General features: G+C 59.9%; 20 protein-coding genes. 18 read left to right on the forward strand and 2 right to left on the reverse strand.

The genetic code is table 11. The features are described 5' to 3' along the window. Positions 1–14: 14 nt before the first annotated feature. Both BLP23_RS05475 and murJ read left to right on the forward strand, forming a co-directional pair. Entirely contained in the window at positions 15–2912 is a 2898-nt protein-coding gene (locus BLP23_RS05475) for a [protein-PII] uridylyltransferase (RefSeq protein ID WP_092583848.1), read from the forward strand. Further along, on the forward strand, positions 2909–4483 hold the full coding sequence (gene murJ / locus BLP23_RS05480) for a murein biosynthesis integral membrane protein MurJ (protein WP_092583849.1): 1575 nt from the start codon (positions 2909–2911) through the stop codon (positions 4481–4483). Before BLP23_RS05475 ends, murJ begins: the two co-directional genes overlap by 4 nt. Before the next feature lie 16 nt (positions 4484–4499). Here murJ and BLP23_RS05485 read toward each other — a convergent pair whose 3' ends face one another. Further along, the gene (locus tag BLP23_RS05485; RefSeq protein WP_092583850.1) at positions 4500–4925 is read right to left on the reverse strand and encodes a YcbK family protein; all 426 of its coding nucleotides are present in this window, start codon (positions 4923–4925) and stop codon (positions 4500–4502) included. A gap of 329 nt (positions 4926–5254) precedes the next feature. Between BLP23_RS05485 and BLP23_RS05490 the strand changes: the two genes are divergently transcribed. The 16 genes from BLP23_RS05490 to trmB all read left to right on the forward strand — a co-directional run bounded on the left by BLP23_RS05490 (position 5255) and on the right by trmB (position 19228). Then, positions 5255–5713, forward strand: a complete 459-nt coding sequence (locus tag BLP23_RS05490) for a VOC family protein (protein WP_233426630.1) — start codon at positions 5255–5257, stop codon at positions 5711–5713. A 90-nt stretch (positions 5714–5803) separates the two neighbouring features. Further along, positions 5804–6868 carry a tryptophan--tRNA ligase gene (gene trpS, locus BLP23_RS05495; protein WP_092584287.1) on the forward strand — a complete coding sequence of 355 codons (1065 nt, stop codon included), beginning with the start codon at positions 5804–5806 and terminating at the stop codon, positions 6866–6868. 77 nt (positions 6869–6945) lie between these two features. Beyond that, positions 6946–7437 (forward strand): universal stress protein, encoded by a 492-nt coding sequence (locus BLP23_RS05500; RefSeq protein ID WP_092583852.1) that lies wholly within the window; start codon positions 6946–6948, stop codon positions 7435–7437. 124 nt (positions 7438–7561) lie between these two features. Beyond that, on the forward strand, positions 7562–8128 hold the full coding sequence (locus tag BLP23_RS05505) for a NifU family protein (protein ID WP_092583853.1): 567 nt from the start codon (positions 7562–7564) through the stop codon (positions 8126–8128). 77 nt (positions 8129–8205) lie between these two features. Further along, positions 8206–8865, forward strand: a complete 660-nt coding sequence (tsaB, locus tag BLP23_RS05510) for a tRNA (adenosine(37)-N6)-threonylcarbamoyltransferase complex dimerization subunit type 1 TsaB (RefSeq protein ID WP_092583854.1) — start codon at positions 8206–8208, stop codon at positions 8863–8865. A gap of 2 nt (positions 8866–8867) precedes the next feature. Further along, complete coding sequence (locus BLP23_RS05515) at positions 8868–9362, forward strand: GNAT family N-acetyltransferase (protein ID WP_092583855.1); 495 nt, start codon at positions 8868–8870, stop codon at positions 9360–9362. A 37-nt stretch (positions 9363–9399) separates the two neighbouring features. Then, on the forward strand, positions 9400–9828 hold the full coding sequence (locus BLP23_RS05520) for a Fur family transcriptional regulator (protein ID WP_022713474.1): 429 nt from the start codon (positions 9400–9402) through the stop codon (positions 9826–9828). Between the two features lie 30 nt (positions 9829–9858). After that, complete coding sequence (locus tag BLP23_RS05525) at positions 9859–10656, forward strand: lyso-ornithine lipid O-acyltransferase (protein WP_092583856.1); 798 nt, start codon at positions 9859–9861, stop codon at positions 10654–10656. 49 nt (positions 10657–10705) lie between these two features. Further along, a complete protein-coding gene (gene miaB / locus BLP23_RS05530) occupies positions 10706–12127 on the forward strand; it encodes a tRNA (N6-isopentenyl adenosine(37)-C2)-methylthiotransferase MiaB (RefSeq protein WP_092583857.1) in 1422 nt (473 codons plus the stop codon). A gap of 18 nt (positions 12128–12145) precedes the next feature. After that, on the forward strand, positions 12146–13198 hold the full coding sequence (locus tag BLP23_RS05535; protein ID WP_092583858.1) for a PhoH family protein: 1053 nt from the start codon (positions 12146–12148) through the stop codon (positions 13196–13198). Continuing rightward, the gene (gene ybeY / locus BLP23_RS05540; protein WP_092583859.1) at positions 13198–13713 is read left to right on the forward strand and encodes an rRNA maturation RNase YbeY; all 516 of its coding nucleotides are present in this window, start codon (positions 13198–13200) and stop codon (positions 13711–13713) included. The genes BLP23_RS05535 and ybeY overlap by 1 nt, the downstream gene beginning before the upstream one ends. Next, on the forward strand, positions 13710–14843 hold the full coding sequence (locus BLP23_RS05545) for a hemolysin family protein (RefSeq protein ID WP_092583860.1): 1134 nt from the start codon (positions 13710–13712) through the stop codon (positions 14841–14843). The genes ybeY and BLP23_RS05545 overlap by 4 nt, the downstream gene beginning before the upstream one ends. Before the next feature lie 78 nt (positions 14844–14921). Continuing rightward, positions 14922–16526 carry an apolipoprotein N-acyltransferase gene (gene lnt / locus BLP23_RS05550; protein WP_092583861.1) on the forward strand — a complete coding sequence of 535 codons (1605 nt, stop codon included), beginning with the start codon at positions 14922–14924 and terminating at the stop codon, positions 16524–16526. A 150-nt stretch (positions 16527–16676) separates the two neighbouring features. Further along, the gene (locus BLP23_RS05555; RefSeq protein WP_022713467.1) at positions 16677–17096 is read left to right on the forward strand and encodes a helix-turn-helix domain-containing protein; all 420 of its coding nucleotides are present in this window, start codon (positions 16677–16679) and stop codon (positions 17094–17096) included. Between the two features lie 180 nt (positions 17097–17276). Next, the gene (gene metK / locus BLP23_RS05560) at positions 17277–18530 is read left to right on the forward strand and encodes a methionine adenosyltransferase (RefSeq protein WP_092583862.1); all 1254 of its coding nucleotides are present in this window, start codon (positions 17277–17279) and stop codon (positions 18528–18530) included. Continuing rightward, complete coding sequence (gene trmB, locus BLP23_RS05565) at positions 18527–19228, forward strand: tRNA (guanine(46)-N(7))-methyltransferase TrmB (RefSeq protein ID WP_092583863.1); 702 nt, start codon at positions 18527–18529, stop codon at positions 19226–19228. Before metK ends, trmB begins: the two co-directional genes overlap by 4 nt. Before the next feature lie 10 nt (positions 19229–19238). Here the strand turns inward: trmB and BLP23_RS05570 are convergent, their stop codons facing one another. Further along, positions 19239–19496 carry a BQ00720 family protein gene (locus tag BLP23_RS05570; protein ID WP_022713464.1) on the reverse strand — a complete coding sequence of 86 codons (258 nt, stop codon included), beginning with the start codon at positions 19494–19496 and terminating at the stop codon, positions 19239–19241. Positions 19497–19506: the final 10 nt, after the last annotated feature.

Below are 19506 nucleotides of genomic sequence, written 5' to 3' on the forward strand. Positions count from 1 at the left end.
AGAGGCTATAGCGCATGCAGACGAAACGAGACGCGGTCGCACCGCGCGAACAGGAAGCCGCTCCGCGCATGGCGATGATGAGTGACATCGATTTCTCGGAAATTCTCGACACGGCCCTGTTGCAAAGGCTCTGCGACGCCGTTGCCGAAGCCAACAAGACCCGGCCGGACGTCATGCGCTCCGATCTGCTTGCCATGCTCAAGAAAGCAAGCGGCGACGGCCGCCAAAAGGCCCGCGAGCTTCTGTCTGCCGATGGCAGCGGGCTTGGCTGCGCCCGGCGCATCTCCTGGCTGCAGGACCAGATCATCACGGTACTCTACGAGTTCGTCACCGCACATATGTTCCCGCAGCAGAAGGACAAGTTCGCCGTGACTGCGGTCGGCGGCTACGGCCGCGATACGCTGGCGCCGGGCTCCGATATCGACCTGCTCTTCCTCTTTCAGCCAAGACCGGCAGGGGAGACGCACAAGGCTGTCGAGTTCATGCTCTATGTCCTTTGGGATATGGGCTTCAAGGTCGGTCACGCGACAAGGACCATCGAGGAGTGCATGGCGCTCTCCAGGTCCGACATGACGATCCGCACGGCGATCCTCGAGATGCGCTACATCTGCGGCCTGAAACCACTTGCAACGGAGCTGGAGACCCGCTTCGACAGGGAGATCGTGACCGGAACAGGACCGGAATTTATTGCCGCCAAACTTGCCGAACGCGACGAACGCCACCGCAAGGCAGGCGACACACGCTACCTCGTCGAACCTAACGTCAAGGAGGGCAAGGGCGGGCTGCGCGATCTGCACACGCTCTTCTGGATCTCGAAATACTACTATCACGTCCGCGACACGGCGGAACTCGTAGCGCTCGGCGTACTCTCCAAGCATGAGTACCGCGTGTTCGAGAAGGCCGACGATTTCCTCTGGGCGGTGCGATGTCACATGCACTTTCTGACCGGTAAGGCAGAGGAACGGCTTTCATTCGACATCCAGCGAGAGATTGCCGAAGCGCTCGGATATCATTCGCGCCCCGGCCTTTCGGCCGTCGAGCGTTTCATGAAGCACTATTTCCTGGTGGCAAAGGACGTCGGCGACCTGACGCGCATCCTCTGCGCGGCTCTCGAAGACCAGCAGGCAAAATCGACGCCGGGGCTCACCGGGGTGATCAGCCGTTTTGCCCATCGCAGCCGCAAGATCGCCGGCAGCACGGAATTCATGGAGGATCGCGGCCGCATCGCGCTCGCCAGCCCGGACGTGTTCAAGCACGATCCCGTCAGCATCATCCGCCTCTTCCACGTTGCCGATATCAATGGCCTCGAGTTCCATCCCGATGCCCTGAAGCGGGTCACGCGATCGCTCAACCTCATCGACAACAACCTGCGCGAAAACGACGAAGCGAACCGCCTCTTCATGTCGATCCTCACTTCCAAGGGCGACCCGGCGCTCATTTTGCGCCGCATGAACGAAGCAGGCGTACTTGGCCGCTTCATTCCGGAATTCGGCAAGATCGTCGCGATGATGCAGTTCAACATGTACCACCACTATACAGTGGATGAGCATCTGATCCGCACCGTCGACGTGCTCTCGGAAATAGACAAGGGCAAGGCCGACGACCTGCATCCGCTCGCCAACAAGCTGATGCCGGGGATCGAAGACCGGGAGGCGCTTTATGTCGCAGTCCTTCTCCACGACATCGCCAAGGGCCGCCAGGAAGACCATTCGATCGCCGGCGCCCGCGTCGCCCGCAAGCTCTGCTCCCGCTTCGGCCTGTCGCAGAAGCAGACGGAACTCGTCGTCTGGCTGATCGAGGAGCATCTGACGATGTCCATGGTTGCCCAGACCCGCGATCTCACCGACCGCAAGACGATCACCGACTTTGCCGATCGCGTTCAATCGCTCGATCGCCTGAAGATGCTCTTGGTCCTGACGATCTGCGACATCCGCGCCGTCGGCCCCGGCGTCTGGAACGGCTGGAAGGGCCAGCTGCTGAGGACGCTCTATTACGAGACCGAACTGCTGCTTGCCGGCGGCTTTTCGGAGGTGTCGCGCAAGGAGCGCGCCAATTCCGCGGCCGACGCGCTGTTCAACGCGCTTTCCGATTGGAGCCAGAAGGATCGCAAGACCTACAGCAAGCTGCACTACCAGCCTTACCTGCTTTCCGTGCCGCTGGAAGACCAAGTCCGTCACGCGGATTTCATCCGCCAGGCGGACAAGAACGGCCAGGCGCTCGCGACAACCGTGCGAACGGACAGTTTCCACGCGATCACCGAAATCACCGTGCTCTCGCCAGACCACCCGCGCCTGCTCGCCGTTATTGCCGGCGCATGTGCGGCAGCTGGAGCCAACATCGTCGATGCACAGATCTTCACGACGTCGGACGGACGCGCACTGGATACGATCCATGTCAGCCGCGAATTCCAGGATGATGCTGACGAGCTTCGCCGCGCCGGCACGATCGGTCGCATGATCGAAGACGTACTGTCGGGACGAAAGCGGCTGCCAGAAGTCATCGCTACGCGTACGAAGAACCGCAAGAGGAGCAAGGCCTTCGTCATTCCGCCGTCGGTCACCATCACCAACAACCTATCGAACAAGTTCACTGTCATCGAAGTCGAATGCCTTGACCGCACCGGCCTGCTTTCGGAAATCACCGCGATGCTTTCTGATCTTTCGCTCGACATCCAGTCAGCACGCATCACCACTTTTGGCGAAAAAGTCATAGACACCTTCTATGTCACAGACCTCGTTGGCCAGAAAATCTCCAGCGACACCAAGCGGGCCAATATCACCGCCCGGCTGAAGGCGGTGATGGCCGGCGAAGAAGATGAGCTTCGCGAACGCATGCCGTCCGGCATCATCGCGCCCGCCGCCTCCGCGCGGACATCGCAGCCGGGCGAAAAGAAAGCCGGGCCCCCCGCATGAGCCTCGTCAAGAAATTCGCCACCGTCGGCGGCGCAACCCTCGGCAGCCGCATCTTCGGCTTTGCCCGCGAGACGCTGATGGCGGCAGCCCTCGGCACCGGCTCCATGGCTGACGTCTTCTACGCGGCCTTCCGCTTTCCCAACCTCTTCCGCCGGCTGTTTGCCGAAGGCGCCTTCAACGCAGCCTTCGTGCCGCTCTTCGCCAAGGAGATCGAAGCGAACGGCACGGAAGGAGCCAAGCGGTTTTCCGAAGAGGTTTTCGGAGTGCTTTTTTCGGTGCTGTTGCTCATCACTATCGTGATGGAACTTTGCATGCCGCTGCTCGTACGCTTCATCATCGCGCCGGGCTTTGCCGACGATCCGGATAAGTTCTCGATCACCATCCGCATGGCGGCGGTGATGTTCCCCTATCTCATGTGCATGTCGCTGACGGCGATGATGAGCGGCATGCTGAATTCACTGCACCACTTCTTCGCCGCAGCGGTCGCGCCCATTTTCCTCAATGTCGTGATGATTGGTGCGCTCGTCTACGCGCTTTATTCTGGCGCCGAGCCGCTCGCGACCGCCTGGTATCTCTCCTGGGGGGTGCTGGCTGCTGGTGTCCTGCAGCTCGCCGTCGTCTATGTCGGCGTCCTCCACGCAGGCATGAGCATTGGCTTTCGCTTCCCGCGAATGACGCCGAACGTCAAGCGGCTGCTGATCCTCGCAGTCCCCGCCGCCGTCACAGGCGGCATCACTCAGATCAACCAACTGATCGGCCAGGCGATCGCCTCATCCCGCGATGGAGCGATCGCCGCCCTCCAATATGCGGATCGCATCTACCAACTGCCGCTCGGTGTCGTCGGCGTTGCCGTCGGTGTCGTATTGTTGCCGGAGCTTGCCCGCGCACTGAAGGGTGGCAATCTGCGCGAAGCCGGGAACCTTCAGAACCGCTCGATCGAATTCGTGCTATTCCTGACGATCCCCGCCGCCTTCGCCCTTTGGGTCCTCGCTGACGAGATCATCCGCGTGCTTTACGAACGTGGCGCCTTCGATCAGCAGAACACAGCGCTTGTCGGCTCGATCCTCGCGATCTACGGCATCGGCCTGCCGGCCTTCGTGCTCATCAAGGCGCTGCAGCCGGGCTTTTACGCCCGCGAGGACACCAAGACGCCGATGCGCTTTTCAGCCGTTGCTGTCGGCGTCAACTGCGCCACGGCTCTAACGCTTTTTCCGTATCTTGGCGCACCGGGCATCGCGGTGGCCGAAGCAACCGCGGGCTGGATCAGCACGGTTCTGCTTTTCGCCACGCTGCTTCGCCGCGGCCATCTCGCCTGGGAATGGGCGCTCGCCCGCCGGGCTGGTCTGCTCGTCGTTTCGGCATCCGTGATGAGCGGCGTCATCGTCTTCCTGCAGCATCGCTGGGAACCCTGGCTCGCTTCCAGTGCCCATCTGGCAACAAAGGTCGGTACTCTCAGCCTTTTGATCGCCATTTCGATGATCGTCTATTTTGCGACCGCCTTTTTGATCGGCGGCGCCGACCTCGGCATGATCCGGCGAAACCTCAACCGGAAGCCTGCGCCCAAGGGTTGAACCACAGCTTTGGTTGTCAGCAATGGCGCCAGCGCCGCTTCGGCCCGATATCGACGTGGACGATGCCGTTGCAGTAGCGCCCGATACCGCCGATACCCGGCGCCGTCTGCGCTGCCGCGACGATCGCCCGTTCAGATAAGCCCGGCACGCGGATGTCGGCTGCGTTGCAATGGCGATGCTGAGAATGCGCACGTCCCGAATGCCGGAGACCGGACGTGACCATCGGTGTTCGGCCGGTCTTGGCGGCGATATGCGCGAGAATGGATCTGAGTTTCGGCGGGAAGCAGCCGACTTTGACGCTGACGGTCTGAACGGTATAGGGCTGTGACGTGGTATGTTTAAGAAGTCTTACTGGGGGTTTTTTAGCGTTCTGCGCGCCTGCTTCGGCGTAACAGGACAAAGCGAACAAGCCAGCAAGAACGAGTGATAAAATCGCATGCATGACGTCCCCTCCAGGTGGAGCGCGGTGGGTCTCCCGCCGGGCTCGGATTGGCGCCGAGAACGTTCATTCAAAAAATGGCCAATTTGTGAAATTTTATACTTATATGAAAGATGAATCATCCTCATATTGCTGGATTCGACATAACAGCCATAACTCAAATTGAGTATAAAATACTCTCTACCTTTCGATGAAAAACAAGGCCTTGCGACAGCTTGTATTAGAAGGCCTGTGAAACCGAAGAACGGCATCCATAATGCGAATTAGCGGCCTTTAAACCCTGGAGATTGGGGCAATAAAAAGATGCCAATCCTTTCGGACGGCGCTCGTACATGCCCTACGACGCCGCGACAGATCAAGAAACCCCGGCAACTGGAGGCTTGCAGATGTCCCAATCCCTCTTCCTGGTCACTCTCCTCGTCGACGACTATGATCGTGCAAAAGCCTTCTATTGCGGAGCGCTTGGCTTCGACTGCCTGCAGGACGAAGTGCAGCCGGAAGGCAAACGCTGGGTGGTGGTCAAACCGAAGGGAGGGGATGGAGCGGCGTTCCTCCTTGCCAAAGCAGTCAACGAGACACAGAAAGCGGCGATCGGAAATCAAACCGGCGGCCGCGTGGGGTTCTTTTTGAAGACCGATGATTTTGCGCGAGATCATGCCGCCATGCTGGCCCGGGGCGTGCGCTTTTTGGAACGGCCCCGGAATGAGATTTACGGCACCGTGGCCGTATTTTCCGATCCTTACGGCAATACTTTCGACCTGATCCGGCATGCCGCGCCGACCGCCTCTTGATTGCAGCACGGAGCGCGTGCATAAGCCGCCGCGTTAAGCAACATGGGCGATTTTGCCCTGGGGCCCTCCACCAGCCTAATCGAGGACAATGTGACCGAATTCAAAGAGCTCGTATTTTCTGGCGTTCAGCCGACCGGCAATCTCCATCTCGGCAACTATCTCGGCGCGATCCGCAAGTTCGTGGCGCTGCAGGAAGGCAACGACTGCATCTATTGCGTCGTCGACCTGCACTCCCTCACGGCGCAGCTCGTGCACGACGACCTGCCGGGCCAGATACGCTCAATTGCCGCAGCCTTCATCGCCTCAGGCATCGATCCGGAAAAGCATATCGTCTTCAACCAGTCGGCCGTGCCGCAGCATGCCGAGCTCGCCTGGATCTTCAATTGCGTCGCCCGCATCGGCTGGATGAACCGCATGACGCAGTTCAAGGACAAGGCCGGCAAGGACCGCGAAAATGCTTCCCTCGGCCTGCTTGCCTATCCGAGCCTGATGGCGGCCGACATCCTCGTCTATCGCGGCACGCATGTTCCGGTCGGTGATGACCAGAAACAGCATCTTGAACTCGCCCGTGATATCGCGATGAAGTTCAATCTTGACTATCAGGACCACATTCGCCGTGCCGGCCGCGGCATCGACATCACCGTCGGCGACGAGCCGGTGCACGCCTATTTTCCGATGGTCGAACCGTTGATCGAAGGCCCTGCTCCGCGCGTGATGTCGCTGCGCGACGGCACCAAGAAGATGTCGAAATCCGATCCCTCCGATCTCTCGCGCATCAATCTGCTGGACGACGAGGAAGCCATCTCGAAGAAGATCCGCAAGGCGAAGACCGATCCGGACGGCTTGCCGAGCGAGGTCGAGGGCCTGAAGGGCCGCCCGGAAGCCGACAATCTCGTCGGCATCTATGCGGCGCTTGCCGACAAGACGAAGATTGAGGTGCTTGCCGAATTCGGCGGCCAGCAGTTCTCCGTCTTCAAGCCGGCACTGGTCGATCTCGCCGTTCAGGTACTCTCGCCGATCACCGGCGAAATGCGCCGTCTCATGGACGATACGAGCCATATCGACGCAATCCTGCGCAGCGGCGGCGAGCGTGCCCGGGCGCGCGCCGAAGCAACCATGAAGGATGTCCGTGACATCATCGGCTTCCTCTACTAGGCATGCCGCTGACGGCGAGCTCCCGTGCGATGACGGGGGCTTGCAAATTTCCCGGTTAGGGTGTCAGAGTCCGCGCCATGGTATCAAAGCGACTCTCACGGCTCGAAGGGCATCGCCGCAAGTTCATGGCGGTGATCGATGGCACACCCGAATGTCAAAGTGCTGTGCATTATGCCGGCCGGCGCGCCAAGAATTCCAATGGCGGCCTGGTGCTTGTCTACGTGATTCCCGAAGGCGATTTTCAGCAATGGCTGGGCGTTGAGGAAATCATGCGCGCCGAAGCCCGTGAGGAGGCCGAGGCCATCGTCGCCAAATCGGCACAGGTGGTTCGCGAAACGATCGGCATCGAGCCGGAAGTCGTTATCCGCGAGGGAAGTGCGGTCGAGGAAATCAATGCGGTGATCGAAGAAGACCGCGACATCGCGATCCTGGTGCTGGCCGCAAGCTCCGCCAAGGAAGGTCCGGGACCGCTGGTGTCGTCCGTTGTAGGAAAAGCCGCAGCTTTCCCGATCCCCGTCACCGTGCTGCCTGACACGCTGACGAACGAAGAACTGGATGCGCTGGCGTAGGGCCCGATGAATGCGGCTATTTCTGGAGTCTTTGTCTCTTGATTAGCGCTGTCAATCGGCTTATTTTCTTTTGAAGAATTCTAAAGACGGCCTGAGCTGCGAGCTGGCCCGCATGGAGAGCGAAATGTTCATTCAGACCGAAGCCACACCGAATCCGGCCACACAGAAATTCCTGCCGGGCAAGGTTGTGATGGAGACCGGCACCGCCGAGTTCCGCAGCGCCGCGGAAGCCCAGGCTTCGCCGCTTGCTGCGCGCCTTTTTGAAATCCCGGGCGTAACCGGTGTCTATTTCGGCTATGACTTCATTTCCGTCTCCAAGGAGGACCAGGAGTGGCAGCACCTGAAGCCCGCCATCCTTGGCTCCATCATGGAACACTTCATGTCTGGAAAGCCGGTCATGGGTGATGCATCGGTGCTTTCGGAAGAGCTCGATGCCGGCGGTGAATTCTTCGATGAGGCCGACGAAACCATCGTGCTCACCATCAAGGAGCTACTTGAAACCCGCGTTCGCCCGGCGGTTGCCCAGGATGGCGGCGACATTACGTTCCGCGGCTTCAAGGATGGCAAGGTCTACCTCAACATGAAGGGCTCCTGCTCCGGCTGCCCCTCGTCCACGGCAACACTGAAGCATGGCGTCCAGAACCTGCTTCGTCACTTCGTTCCCGAAGTGCAGGAAGTCATCGCCGCCTGACGGTTTGTCCAAAATTCGGCCGGTTCAGCATTGCACCGGCCGAATTTGTGGTAGGCTTTTATTCGGAAATTGATGGCATGATTGTTCTGGCGCTCGACACGGCTGGTGTGGATTGCGCTGCCGCTCTCTACGACGGCGGCAGGGATACGGTGCTGGGGGAGGCATGCGACCTGATCGGTAAGGGCCATGCAGAACATTTGATGGGAATCGTCGACCGCGTGCTCAATCAGGCGGATATGAAACTCGCAATGGTCGAACGCATTGCCGTCACGATCGGTCCTGGCTCCTTTACCGGCATCCGCGTCGGTGTCGCCGCAGCTCGTGGCTTCGGCCTTGCACTCAACATCCCCGCTATCGGCATCACGACGCTGGAGACTATGGCCGCCGCCCAGCGCGAAAAGACACCCGGCCGCCCCGTTCTTGCCGCCATGGACGCAAAGCGCGGCGAAATCTATCTCCAGAGTTTTTCCGCCGACGGCCCGGCGCTCGATGAACCTCGTGCCGTGACGATCGAGGCGGCGAAAACTATTGCAGCGGCCTTTGCCGGCGAGATCACAGGCTCCGCCACGCCGCTGCTGAAGCCGGACGCGACGGGCGAACACGCCAATAAGTTTCCAATCTCCATCGTGGCACGCCTTGGAGCCGCCGCCGATCCCGGTTCAGGAAAGCCGAAGCCTCTTTATCTGCGCGGACCCGACGCCAAACCGCAGGCCGGGTTCGCGATCGCGCGAGTGTGACCATGCTGGAATCCTATCTCACTCTGAAGCCCGAATTCGAGATCATCGCAATGGGCAGCGATGATTGCCGCGCGGTCGCTGCGCTGCATGGCGAACGCTTTGCCCGCCCCTGGGGTGACGGCGAATTCCACAGCCTGCTCAGCCAGGACAATGTCTTCGGCTTCGTGGCGCACCAGACCAACGCTTTCCTGAAAAAACCGCTGCCGGGCTTCGTGCTTGCACGCCAGGTCGCAGGCGAGGCGGAAATCCTGTCGATCGCCGTACAGGCGAAGGTTGCCCGTGCCGGCCTCGGCTGGCGGCTGATGCAGGCGGCAATGCGTGAAGCCAAGCTGCGCGGGGGTGAGAGCATGTTCCTGGAAGTCGACGACGGCAATGCAGCCGCCCTCGGCCTCTACCACAAGCTCGGCTTCGAGAAAGTCGGCGAGCGCCGCGGATACTACAAGGACGCGAACGGCGCCGTTTCCACGGCGCTTGTCATGAAGCGCGTTCTTCGCTAGTTCCGTTGAGAATTGGAATCTGGAATGAAGGCCGCCAATGACCGACGCAGCCAAGACCCTTGAGGAGCTTTGCACCGAGCGCGGCATGCGAATGACCGAACAACGCCGCGTGATCGCCCGCATCCTGGAAGAGTCGGCAGATCACCCGGATGTCGAGGAACTTTATCGCCGTTCCGCGAAGGTCGACGCGAAGATTTCGATTTCCACCGTCTATCGGACCGTCAAGCTTTTTGAGGATGCCGGCATCATCGCCCGCCATGATTTCCGCGACGGCCGTTCGCGCTATGAAACGGTACCGGAAGAACATCACGACCACCTGATAGACCTGAAGAACGGCGTGGTCATCGAATTCCGCTCGCCGGAGATTGAAGCGCTGCAGGAGCGCATTGCCCGTGAGCATGGCTTCCAGCTTGTCGATCATCGGCTGGAGCTTTACGGCATCCCGCTGAAGAAAGACGAACGCTGAGCCGATGACCGCAGCCGCAAGGAGTTCGCGTTGATCGTCTGGCTGCGCATTGCCTATGCCACGGTCGTCGTCGCTGCCGCCAGCATGCTGCTGATGCCCCTCCAGCTTCTCGGCCTCCATTTCGACTGGAAGCTTCGCCGCATTCTTCCGCGCCTATGGCATCGCGCTGCCTGCCACGCCCTCGGCATTCGCGTGAAGGTCCACGGCAAGCTCGAGGGGCGCCGACCGCTCATGCTATGCGTTAATCATGCATCGTGGATGGATATCATGGTCATGTCCTCGGTTGCCGATGTCGCTTTCATCGCCAAGATGGAAGTGCGCGACTGGCCCATCTTCGGCCTGCTTGCCCGGCTGCAGAAAAGCGTCTTCATCGTCCGCGAAGAGAAGCGAAAGACTGGCAATCAGGCAAGCGAGATCGCAGCCCGCATGGCGGACGGCGAGATCATCGTGCTCTTTCCCGAAGGCACGACCTCTGACGGCAATCGCCTTTTGGAAGTCAAATCCTCCCTCTTCGGAGCAGCCGCCATGGCTGTGCCGCACTCGCCGAACGGTTCCGTCGTCGTCCAGCCGGTTGCGATTGCCTATACAAAGGCGCACGGCGTTGCGATGGGCCGCTATCACCGCCCGCTGGCCGGCTGGCCAGGCGACGTGGAACTCGTGCCGCACCTGATTGACGTCGTGAAATGCGCGGCGCTCGATGCCGAAGTCTCCTTCGGCGAGGCGGTCGAATACCGTTCCGATTCGAACCGGAAGGATGTCAGCGCCACCATCGCACGGCGTATCCGTACAATGCTCAACAGCCGCCTGCGCGGCCGCGAAATCTCTTGAGGGAAGATTTCGATTTTCTAGAGGGCAAAAAACCACTAAATAGCCCGCCATGACCCAAGACAGCGCCCTTCTTCCGGCCCCGGAGACCATCCCCAGCGAGGACCTTCGCGATGGCAGCAACAGCCGCAAGGTTTTCATCAAGACCTATGGCTGTCAGATGAACGTCTACGACTCGACGCGGATGAGCGATGCACTCGCCCGCGACGGTTACGAGCCGACGGAGAACATGGATGAGGCTGATCTCGTTCTCTTGAATACCTGCCATATCCGCGAAAAGGCGGCCGAAAAGGTTTATTCGGCGCTCGGTCGCTTGCGCGAGATGAAAAAGAAGAAAGCCGCCGACGGGCGCGAGATGATGATCGGCGTGACCGGCTGCGTTGCCCAGGCCGAAGGCGAAGAAATCCTCCGCCGCGCGCCTGCCGTCGATGTCGTCATCGGCCCGCAGACCTATCACCGCCTGCCGGACGCGCTGCGGCGCGCCAAGCAGGGCCATCGCGTCGTCGATACGGAATATGCACTGGAAGATAAATTCGAGCATCTGCCGATTGCCGAAAGCAAGAAGATCCGCTCGCGCGGCGTGACCTCGTTCCTGACGGTGCAGGAAGGCTGCGACAAGTTCTGTACCTTCTGCGTCGTGCCTTACACGCGCGGTTCGGAGATCTCCCGGCCGGTCAGCCAGATTGTCGAGGAGGCGCAAAAACTCGTCGAAGGCGGAGTGCGCGAGATCACATTGCTCGGCCAGAACGTCAACGCGTGGCACGGCGCTGGGGCCAACGGCGAAGAATGGAGCCTTGGCGATCTACTCTATCGCCTCGCCGAAATTCCGGGGCTTGCGCGGCTTCGCTACACCACCAGCCATCCGCGCGACATGGACGACCGTCTGATCGAGGCCCATCGTGACCTGCGGGCGCTGATGCCCTACTTGCACGTGCCGGTGCAGGCGGGCTCGGACCGCATCCTGAAAGCCATGAACCGGCGCCATACGGCAGCCGAATACATAGCGCTGATCGAGCGCATCCGCGCAGCCCGCCCCGATATTGCGCTCTCGGGCGATTTCATCGTTGGTTTTCCTGGGGAGACAGACAAGGATTTTGAAGCTACACTGCGTCTGGTGGAGGAGGTTGGCTATGCGCAGGCTTTCTCCTTCAAATATTCGACGCGGCCGGGTACGCCCGGGGCGGAACTGAAGGACCAGGTGCCGGAAGAGATCAAGGCAGAACGGCTCGAGCGCCTGCAAGCGCTTCTCCTCAAGCAGACGCAGGGTTTCAACGAATCCTGCATCGGCAAGGAGATCGATTTGTTGCTTGAAAAGCCCGGCCGCATGCCAGGACAGCTTATCGGCCGTTCTCCCTGGCTTCAGTCCGTGAATGTTGATGCAAAAGCATCGCAAATCGGTGACATTATCAAAGTGCGAATCACCGGAACCGGAACGAACAGCCTGTTTGCCGAGTTTGCAGAGGCTGAGGTTTAACCTAGGGAGCTCGACCGCTTGAACGGACAAGAATTGGTTTCTTCTTCACCGCGCCACCCACGCATTGCGAGCGACGCCAATCACTTCGTCCTGACGTTCGAGAACAACCGGTTCGCCAGCGAGCTATTTGGCCAATTCGATCAGAACCTGAAGCTTCTCGAAGAGCGGCTCCATATCGATGCGCGTGCGCGCGGCAATTCCGTCGTTATCACCGGTGACATCGTCGCCACCAACCAAGCCCGGCGCACGCTGGACTATCTCTATGAAAAGCTCCAGAAAGGCGGCAGCGTGGAACGATCCGACGTGGAAGGCGCTATCCGCATGGCGGTTGCCGCCGACGATCAGTTGAGCCTGCCGACCATGGAGAAAAAAGCCAAGCTGACCATGGCGCAGATTTCGACACGCAAGAAGACAATCGTTGCGCGCACGCCGACGCAGGATGCCTATATACGCGCCATGGAGCGCGCAGAACTGGTCTTCGGCGTCGGCCCAGCCGGCACGGGCAAGACCTATCTCGCCGTTGCGCATGCGGCCCAGATGCTGGAACGCGGCGCCGTCGAGAAGATCATCCTTTCGCGGCCAGCCGTCGAAGCCGGCGAGCGTCTTGGCTTCCTGCCGGGCGACATGAAGGAGAAGGTCGATCCCTATCTCCGGCCGCTTTATGATGCGCTCTACGACATGATCCCTGGAGACAAAGTCGAGCGCGCGATCACGGCCGGCGTCATTGAGATCGCGCCGCTCGCCTTCATGCGCGGACGCACCCTCTCGAACGCGGCCATCATCCTTGACGAGGCACAGAACACGACATCGATGCAGATGAAGATGTTCCTGACGCGTCTCGGCGAGAATTCGCGCATGATCATCACGGGCGACCCGAGCCAGATCGATTTGCCGCGCGGCGTGAAGTCCGGACTTGTCGAAGCACTGCATCTGCTCGACGGTGTGGAAGGAATCTCGACGATCCGCTTCAAGGATGTCGATGTCGTGCGCCATCCGCTGGTCGGACGGATCGTAAGAGCCTATGACGCCACCTATACGGCGCGGCCGGAAGACGCCGGCCCGCAGGTCTGATGGCCGACATCGATATCCAGGTCAGCATCGAGGAGGGCGACTGGCCCTCGGAGAATGAACTTCAGGCTTTGGCCGAGCGCGTGCTGGAAGCGGCAGCGAAGGTTCTCGAAAAAGACGAGCGGCAGAAGTTTCCCAAGACGGCGACGGAGCTTTCGCTCCTCTTCACGGATGACGAGGCCATCCGCGCCATCAACGCTCAATGGCGCAAGAAAGACAAGGCTACCAATGTCCTTTCCTTCCCTGCCTTTCCGATAGCGCCGGGACAGATGCCAGGTCCAATGCTTGGTGATATCATCATCGCCAGGGAGACCGTCGAACGGGAAGCGCGGGAGCTCGAAAAATCGTTCGAGGACCATCTGTCGCATCTGATGGTGCATGGTTTCTTGCATCTCTTCGGCTACGACCATATGAATAACGACGAAGCCGAAATTATGGAGGGGTTGGAGACTCGCATTTTGGCAGTACTCGGCCTATCTGACCCATACGAGGGTCAAGACCTTAAAATGGAACCATGAGCGACTTTACGACGAAACCGGCGGCGGAAACCAAGGACGCCGATCAATCCTCCTCCTCAGATGAGGCGGGCAGTAGTAGCAGGCATTCAGGACGATCATTCTGGGCGCGTGCCGCCCGCATTCTCCGGCCCCAGCAAGGTTCGCGCATCCGCGAAGATCTCGCCGACGCGCTTATGACCAACGATACTGGCGACGATGCCTTTTCGCCCGACGAGCGGGCGATGCTTCACAACATCCTGCGTTTCCGCGAAGTGCGTGTCGCCGACGTCATGGTCCCGCGTGCCGACATCGAGGCGGTCGACCAGAATATCACCATCGGCGAATTGATGATCCTCTTCGAGGAATCCGGACGCTCGCGCATGCCCGTATATGCCGATACGCTCGACGATCCGCGCGGCATGGTGCACATCCGCGACCTGCTTTCCTATGTCGCAAAGCAGGCACGCAACAAGCGCCGGGCAGGTTCCAAGACTGCCAAGCCGCTCGTCGAGATCGCTACAGAGAACATTCAAAAGCCGGTGCGCTCGGCAAAGCCGAATTTCGATCTCGCCCGCGTCGACCTGCAAAAGACGCTCGCCGAGGCCGGTATCATCCGTAAGATCCTCTTCGTGCCGCCGTCGATGCTGGCATCCGATCTGCTTCGCCGCATGCAGGTGAACCGCACGCAGATGGCGCTCGTCATCGATGAATATGGCGGCACCGACGGCCTCGCCTCACACGAGGACATCGTCGAGATGGTCGTTGGCGACATCGACGACGAGCATGACGACGAAGAAGTCATGTTCAAGCGCATTTCCGAAGACGTGTTCGTGGCGGATGCCCGCGTCGAACTGGAAGAGATTGCAGAGGCGATCGGCCCGGATTTCGACATCAGCGAGCAGGTGGACGAGGTCGATACGCTAGGCGGTCTCATCTTCTCGGCCCTCGGCCGCATTCCGGTTCGCGGCGAAGTGGTCCAGGCGCTGCCGGATTTCGAATTTCACATTCTCGAGGCCGATCCGCGCCGCATCAAGCGCGTGCGCATCACCCGCAAGCGTCAGGCGATCCGCCGCCGTGTCAAGGCGGATGGCGACAGTGCGAACGGAGCTGAGGCAACAGACGACCGGACTGCCGAATCCACGTCGAACTGATTTTCGCATGGCACGACAAAGCGCCGCTTTTTTGAAAGACTGCGGACCGGGTTGATTCGCGGCTTGATTGGAGTGCGCATGGAGCGGCTTGCGGACAGGGTCATCCTGGCCTGGGGTTTCAAACGAGCATTGCTGGCTGTCCTGGCCGGTGCATTTGCCGTTCTGGCACTTCCGCCGATCGGCTTTTTTGCGGCGATGTTCCTCTCATTCACGCTCCTCGTCTGGCTGATCGATGGCGCAGCCGCCTCCCCCGAGGCAAGTGTCCTCGGCCGCCTGTGGCCGTCCTTCGCGATCGGGTGGCTCTTCGGCTTCGGCTATTTCGTCGCAGGCCTCTGGTGGCTTGGCCATGCGCTGTTGATCGACTCGGAAGAGTTTGCCTGGGCGCTGCCGCTGGCAATCCTCGGCCTGCCGGCAGTGCTGTCGATCTACTATGGCCTTGCGGCGGCTGTCGCCCGCATCTTCTGGTCGGACGGGATGGGCCGCATTGCAGCACTTGCCGCAAGCTTCGGCCTCTTCGAGTGGTTGCGCGGTGTCACCTTCACGGGGTTTCCATGGAATGCGGTCGGCTACGGCATCATGCCGATGCCGCTGATGATGCAGTCCGCACACATCGTCGGCACCACGGGCGTGACTGCGCTTGCCGTCTTCGTCTTCGCAGCGCCCGCTCTTCTTGGGACACGGCAGGGTGCGACGGCGGGTGCGGGGCTGGCCGCGCTGCTTTTTGCAGCTCATGTCGGCTATGGCGGTTATGTGTTGTATCTCGCGCCCGAAGCTCCCATGCTGCCGGAGGAGAGACGGCCAGTGATCCGGCTCGTGCAGCCGGTGATCGATCAGGCGGCCAAGCTCGACAGCAACGCCGACCGCTCGGCCATCTTCGAGATGCATTTGAAGCTCTCCGCCGAAGCGCCGCAGGACGGCGGAAAGAAGCCGGACATCATCGTCTGGCCGGAGACCTCGATCCCTTTCATCCTCACCGACAACCAGGATGCCCTTACCCGGATCGCCGATACGCTGGACGACAATCAGATTCTGATTGCAGGCGCCGTGCGCGCCGAAGAGATGGGGCCGGGAAACCCGGTGCGTTACTACAATTCGATCTACGTGTTCGATGGACGCGGCCAGATCGTCGCGGCTTCCGACAAGGTGCATCTCGTTCCATTCGGCGAATATGTGCCGTTCGAAAATATCCTCGACGATTTCGGCATCCGCAATATCGTCGAAATGCCGGGCGGCTTCTCTGCCGCGGCAACGCGCCATCTCCTGGAACTGCCGACGGGCCTGAAGCTCTATCCTCTGGTCTGTTACGAGATCATCTTCGCCGACGAGATGACCGGCGACATCCCCGATGCCGGTGCGATCTTGAACATCACGAACGACGCGTGGTTCGGCAATACGCCCGGTCCTTATCAGCACTTCCAGCAAGCGCGGGTGCGCGCCGTCGAGACCGGTCTGCCGCTGATTCGTGACGCCAACAACGGCATCTCGGCGATCGTGAATGCGCGCGGGCAGATTGTTGCAGGGCTCAGCCTCAATGAGAGAGGGTTCATCGACGCAACCCTTGAGGGATTCGGAAGCGCTTCCGGGAACTTGTTTTCACAGCAAGCTTACTTCTGGTTGACTGAAACGTTGTTGATTTTGATTGCGTCGATTTCCCGCTTTGGTTTTATTTTCAAGCCGAATTGACCGAAAACCCCTAAAATTGCATAGTGGTGGCGATCGGCGTTGTTAACGTATGCTTGATGATAGGGTTTGCGCCGCTTACAACGTGGCGTTACGGATGGGTCTGGGCACTGCCGGTTTAACCAGGTTGAAATTCTTTGCTAGGGCACGACCATGATTGAAAACAAGAAGAAGCCTAACCCGATCGACATACACGTTGGCAGCCGCATTCGGCTTCGCCGTACAATGCTTGGTATGAGCCAGGAGAAACTGGGCGAGAGCCTCGGCATTACCTTCCAGCAGATCCAGAAATATGAAAAGGGCACGAACCGCGTCGGTGCGAGCCGCCTGCAGAACATCTCGAGTATTCTCAACGTCCCGGTTTCCTTTTTCTTCGAGGACGCCCCGGGCGATCACACCGGTGGGTTGACCGGCATGGCAGAAGCGTCAAGCTCAAATTATGTCGTTGATTTCCTCTCTTCCTCGGAGGGGCTTCAGCTCAACCGGGCGTTCGTGAAGATTTCCGACCCGAAGGTTCGCCGCAAGGTCGTGGAGCTTGTGAAAGCACTGGCCGCCGAAGCCGACACGGACTGAACGCTTTGATGCTTCCAGTTTTTTAGAAGGTGGTCGAAAGGCCACCTTTTTTGCGTTTTAAGGGCAAAATTTAACATTTAATGGTAGATATAAAGATATATTTATGTCCTTCTGTGCTTGTTTTTCGAACGCGAAATGAGTACCAACTAACGGCTTTTGTTCTTTGAGGGGAATCCCGAAATGCGCGCGAATTATCTTTTCACCAGTGAGTCAGTCGCCGAAGGTCACCCGGACAAGGTGTGTGACCGCATCTCGGATGAGATCGTGGATCTGGTCTATCGTGAAGCGGCCAAGACCGGCGTCAACCCCTGGGGCGTGCGCATTGCCTGTGAAACCCTGGCAACGACGAACCGCGTCGTGATCGCGGGTGAAGTCCGTCTGCCGCCAAGCCTGATGAAGAAGGGCAAGGATGGCAAGGACGTCATCAACCCGTCGAAATTCAAGGCTGCCGCACGCCGCGCTATCAAGGACATCGGCTACGAGCAGGACGGCTTCCACTGGAAGAAGGCGAAGATCGACGTGTTGCTGCACTCGCAGTCTGCCGATATCGCTCAGGGCGTCGACAACGCCGCCGACCAGCAAGGTGACGAAGGCGCCGGTGACCAGGGCATCATGTTCGGCTACGCCTGCAAGGAAACGCCGGACCTCATGCCGGCGCCGATCTATTATTCCCACAAGATCCTGCAGCTTCTTGCCGCAGCCCGCAAGAAGGGCGACGGCGACGTCGCCAAGCTCGGTCCGGACGCCAAGAGCCAGGTAACCGTGCGCTACATCGACGGCAAGCCGGCCGAGGTGACCTCGATCGTTTTGTCGACCCAGCATCTCGATGAGAGCTGGGATTCCAAGAAGGTTCGCGATGTCGTCGAGCCCTACATCCGCGAAGCGCTGGGCGATCTGCCGATCGCCAAGGATTGCAACTGGTACATCAACCCGACCGGCAAGTTCGTCATCGGCGGTCCTGACGGCGATGCTGGTCTCACCGGCCGCAAGATCATCGTCGACACCTACGGCGGTGCCGCTCCGCACGGCGGCGGTGCGTTTTCCGGCAAGGACACGACCAAGGTCGACCGCTCGGCGGCCTATGCTGCCCGTTATCTTGCGAAGAACGTCGTTGCCGCAGGCCTCGCCGACCGCTGCACGATCCAGCTTTCCTATGCAATCGGCGTTGCTCAGCCTCTGTCGATCTATGTCGACCTGCACGGCACCGGCAAGGGTGTGACGGAAGACCAAGTCGAAGTGGCGATCCGCAAGAACATGGATCTGTCGCCGACCGGCATCCGCCGTCACCTCGACCTCAACAAGCCGATCTACGCCAAGACCTCGGCCTACGGCCACTTCGGCCGGAAGGCTGGCCGTGACGGTTCGTTCTCATGGGAGCGCACCGACCTCGTCAAGGCGCTGAAGGAAGCCGTAAAGCTCCGGGAAGCAGCATGACGGATATGGAGCGTCGGGGGCGCGCGACCGAGGCATTCTTCGGTCGCCGCAAGGGAAAGGCTCTCCGCGAACATCAGGCGGAAAGACTGAACACCCTCCTCCCGGCATTCCTCATCGACCTTTCGGCGGCTCCACCAGAGCCGCTGAAAAACCTCTTTCCGGTTCCGGCTGAACGGCTGCGCCTGGAAATCGGCTTCGGCGGCGGCGAACATCTGATCCACCGTGCGCTGGAAATGCCCTCGACCGGCTTCATCGGCGTCGAACCCTTCATCAATTCCATGCAGAAACTGCTGGCAAGCATCGAGACGAAGGGTGCAAAGAATATCCGCGTCTATGATGACGATGCAACGCAGCTGCTCGACTGGTTACCAAACGGCTGCCTGGATCACATTGATCTGCTCTATCCCGATCCCTGGCCCAAAAGGAAACATTGGAAACGGCGTTTCGTTTCCAAGACCAATCTCGACCGTTTCCATCGCGTGCTGAAGCCGGGCGGGCTCTTCTGCTTTGCCTCGGACATCGATACTTACGTGAATTGGACGCTGCTGAAGTGCCGCGATCACGGCGGCTTCGACTGGCTTGCGGAAAACGCTGCCGACTGGCTGACGCCCTATGAGGGCTGGCCGAGCACACGCTACGAGGCCAAAGCCCGGCGCGAGGGCAGATCCTCCGCCTATCTGACATTCAAAAGGGTCTAAGCCTGCATCTTCAGTGCAGGCTGACCGTCTTCAATTCGTCTTCAGCCGCCTTGAAGAAGGTGCTGGAGCGATTGTCCGTGAGCAGAATCGGCGTTCCGTCTGCGCCGAAAAGAGCCCAAAGGTCCACGCTCGGATCGATATCCGGTGCTTCGGGGAAGCACTTCGAAACCTCGTCGTTGCGCATTTTGCGGATATAGGCGACCTCGCCGTTGCCGATACCGGCAAGTTCGGACTTGGTCAGGTGAGAATTCGCTTCTTTCATCAACATTCCTGTACCT

Origin of the sequence: Rhizobium mongolense subsp. loessense, from assembly GCF_900099775.1 — a bacterium.
In the GTDB taxonomy this organism is placed as follows: domain Bacteria; phylum Pseudomonadota; class Alphaproteobacteria; order Rhizobiales; family Rhizobiaceae; genus Rhizobium; species Rhizobium loessense.